Genomic DNA, 3617 nt, shown 5'->3' on the forward strand with positions numbered 1-3617 from the left:
GCCTCGGCCACGAGGCGGTCGGCGAGGCCCGGCAGGCCACGGCAGAGCGTCGCCGCCGTGCTTCGGCCGATCTTCGAGATCACGGCCGCGTGCCGCTCGACCGCCGCGTCCACCGCGGCGGCGGTCTCCGATTCGGCAAGCAGCGGGACCGCGACCGATCGTGCCCCGGGCATGGCCTGCGGCGCGCCCGCGATCAGCCAGCCGAATTGCGGCAGCTCGGCCGCGAGATGCGCGAGGGCGCGCAGGAAGCCCGGCTCCGAGACCGCGCCGACATCGGTCAGGACGATGGATACGGTTCCGGAAACATTTCCGCCATCAAGGCCTTCGGCGAGGATCTCCGTCAGGCGCGCGAAGGTGGTCTCGGGCAGGCAGCGCAGGCCGAGCACCCGCGTCTGGCGCGCCAGCTTGTCGGCCTCGTCGGCCGCGACGCGCTGGTCTGGCGGATCGCGCCGGAGCGGCTTGGCGGGAAGGGATCTCGGGCTGTCGCGAGCATCGTGGAGCGTTCCGATTCGGGCCGCCCTTGGCGGTCCCGAAGCAGAGTGTCGGCAGAGGGTGAAGGCTGACTTAACCCAGGGTTGTAACGACTGCGGGAAATGCCCCGGGCGTGCGGTGTCCCGCGGTGCCGGGCCGGGTCAGGCCGGCATCCCGGTCAGCCATCTCAGCGCGACCAGGGTGCCGGTCACGGTGAGCGCGCCGCCGATCCGGGTGGCGATCTGGGCGAACGGCATCAGCGCCATGCGGTTGGCGGCCGTGAGGATCGCCACGTCGCCGGTGCCGCCCTGCCCCGAATGGCAGGCGTTCACGATCGCGGTCTCGATCGGGTACATCCCGAGCAGGCGCCCGACGACGAATCCGGTGCCCATCAGCGTGGTGACGGTGGCGACGATGGTGATCAGGTTGGTGATCGTGAACGCCGCCATCAGCTTGTCCCAGGGCGTCAGCGCGACGCCGATGGCGAAGAGCAGCGGATAGGTCATGCCGGTCTGCACGAACTTGTAGACCACGAAGCCGCCGGCCTGGAGGTGGGGCGAGACCGCGCTCGAGAGCTTGGCAAGCACCGCGAGGAACAGCATCGCCACGGGGGCGGGCAGGCCGGTGAGGTGGTGGGCCATCACGCCGAGGAGGTACAGCGTGATCGCGGTGAGCCCGGCGGCGGCGATGGTCGAGACGTCGACCTGCCCGGAATTCGCCTCGGCCTTCGCGGCGGCGTCGCCGGGGGGCGTCGCATCGTGGTCGGGCTGGAGCTTTCCCTCTCCGGTCAGGTGGGGATAGCGCTTGCCGACGAAGTTCAGGGTGCCGGCGAGGATGATCGCCGTGAGGCTGCCGAGCATCACCGGGGGCAGCACCTGGGCGAACACGTCGCCCTGCGGCTGGCCGAGGATCTGGGCGTAGCCGATCGAGAGCGGGATCGCGCCCTCGCCGACGCCGCCGGCCATGATCGGCACCACGATGTAGAAGAAGGTGTGGCGGGCGCCGAGGCCCAGCATCGTCCCGACGAGCGTGCCGACCGCGCCGGCCACCAGCGAGCCCACCGCCAGCGGCACGAAGATCTTGAGGAAGCCCTTGATCAGCACGTCCCGGTCCATCCCCAGGATGGAGCCGACGATGATCGCCGCGATGTAGATGTAGAGGAAGTTGGTGAACTTGGTGAAGTCGACGATCGCCTTCTCGACCTGGGGCGGGATCAACTTGTAGTAGACTAGGGCGGAGGGCACGAAGGTCGCGAAGATCGCCCCCGCGCCGATGTTGCGCAGGATCGGAAGGCGCTTGCCGATCTCGGCGCAGGTGAAGCCGCCGAGCACCAGCACGGCGATCATCGTCGGCCCGTCGGGTCGGATCTCGCCCTCGGAGGTCAGGATCGCCAGGAGCACCGCGACGATCGCGTAGATCGGCAGCGGGATGATGCCGATCCGGGTGTCCACCAGGCGCCACCAGCCGAAGGGCCAGAACCGGCGCGTCGGGTCCGAGCCCGGAACGGGCCGATCCGCGAGGGGCGGAGAGAGGGGGCTCGTCACGGGGCGTCCTTCCGAAGATCCGGCCTCTTGGCGGGCCGGCCCGTTCTTGCCGACGGGGTGGTCGTGTCCCGGTCGGTCACGTCGTCGCGACCGACCTGGCCCGGAGCTCGTCGAGGCCCGGGCGCCCGCCCGCAGGAGCCTGGATCCGCCGGGACTTCGACGGATTCGGGCTGCGCCGGCACCGTCATCTCATCCCGAAGCCTCCAGGAACGTCAATGGCCCGCGGACGGGCCGGCCGAGAGACCGCGCCGGCTGTCTCCATCCATGACCCGCGGCCGGCCGGGCATGAAAAAAGGCCCGGCGTTGCCGCCGGGCCTCGAAGGATGGATCTCGGGTCTGCAGATGCCCGTCCGCGCGGGTCTCGTCGAAACCCGCGCGGAGCCGACGCCCGATCCGGCGCGTCGCCTCAGAAGTCGCGCTGGACGCGAACCTTGGCCTGGAAGACGTCGTCGCTGGTCGCGGTGCGAACGGCGCCGCCGGCGTTGATCGCGGCGATGCGCGAGTAGGCGGTCGGATCCTTGTCGGTGTCGATCACGCGGCCGTTCTTGACGCCGATCTGGGTGTAGAGGCCTTCCACACCGATATCGAGGTCCTTCACCGGCGACCAGATCAGGCTCGCGCCGGCGACGAACTGGTAGGTGTCGCGAAGCGCCTGGCTGAGCTGGTAGAACCGGGTGCCGGGCGTGCCGACCGAGTTCGCACCGAAGCCGGTACCACCGGTGAGCGTGAACGCATCGCCCTGACCGGCGCGGGCGCCGGCCGAGAAGCTCTGCTCGCCGTAGGAGCCGAAGGCGGCCGAACGCAGCTCAGGCGACCAGTAGTGCAGGTACGAGCCGACCACGGTGAAGCTGTCGGACTTCGACATCTGGCCGGTGTAGGGGTTGATCGTCGCGTCGGAGAAGTACTGCGCGAACTTCTGACCCTGGATCGTGGTCGTGCTCTGGGTGTACGAGCCGGTGTACGAGGAGTAGCCGGTGTACATCTGCGCGCCGACGCCGTAGGCGCCCTGCAGGTAGAGGGTATCGCCGGGGGAGATGAACGGCAGGTTGACCTTCACGCCGCCCTGGACCGCGTAGCCGTAGTCGTTGCTGGTGTGGGGGATGCTGACGTTGGAGATGACACCTGCGCCGACGGGGGTACCGGCGCCGTTGGCGACGTTGCCGACGTTCAGCTCGTGCACCGCGGCGGTGAGCTGGGCGGAGCCCCAGGCCGCATCGTAGCGCAGGGCGCCGACGAAGTCGGGCATCCGGTTGCGCTCGATGCCATCGACGAAGCTGTAGCGGGCCGCGGCTCCAGCAGCGTTGTAGCCGATGAACACCGGGATCGGCGAGTTGTTCTGCGCGAACACGGCCGCTGCCGTGTTGAGCGTCACGTTCCCGGAGTTGGTGGTCGGCGAGAAGATCGGCGAGCGGCGGAAGGTCGGGTCTTCGACCGAGAGCGTCGCCGAGAAGCCGTTGCCCAGCGTCGCGGTGTAGGCGATCAGGTTGGTCGAGGACACGTCGGAGCCGGCGGTGGCGCCGGCCAGCTCGAAGTCGTGAGCGTAGAAGTCGAAGAACGACGAGGCGCGACCGGCGGTGAAGCCCGCGAACTGGATGAAGGCCT

General features: G+C 69.5%; 3 protein-coding genes. All 3 read right to left on the reverse strand.

All coding sequences use genetic code 11. The annotated features are described in order from the left end of the window. Positions 1-386 (reverse strand): hypothetical protein (locus FV223_RS22790; RefSeq protein WP_147729126.1); only part of this gene is annotated, 386 nt, incomplete at its 3' end. Positions 387-632: 246 nt separating this feature from the next. Further along, positions 633-2015 carry a 2-hydroxycarboxylate transporter family protein gene (locus FV223_RS22795; RefSeq protein ID WP_147729127.1) on the reverse strand — a complete coding sequence of 461 codons (1383 nt, stop codon included), beginning with the start codon at positions 2013-2015 and terminating at the stop codon, positions 633-635. A gap of 406 nt (positions 2016-2421) precedes the next feature. Beyond that, the coding region (locus tag FV223_RS22800) for a porin (protein WP_147729128.1) at positions 2422-3617 on the reverse strand (1196 nt) is incomplete at its 5' end.

Origin of the sequence: Methylobacterium sp. WL116, from assembly GCF_008039455.1 — a bacterium.
GTDB lineage: Bacteria > Pseudomonadota > Alphaproteobacteria > Rhizobiales > Beijerinckiaceae > Methylobacterium.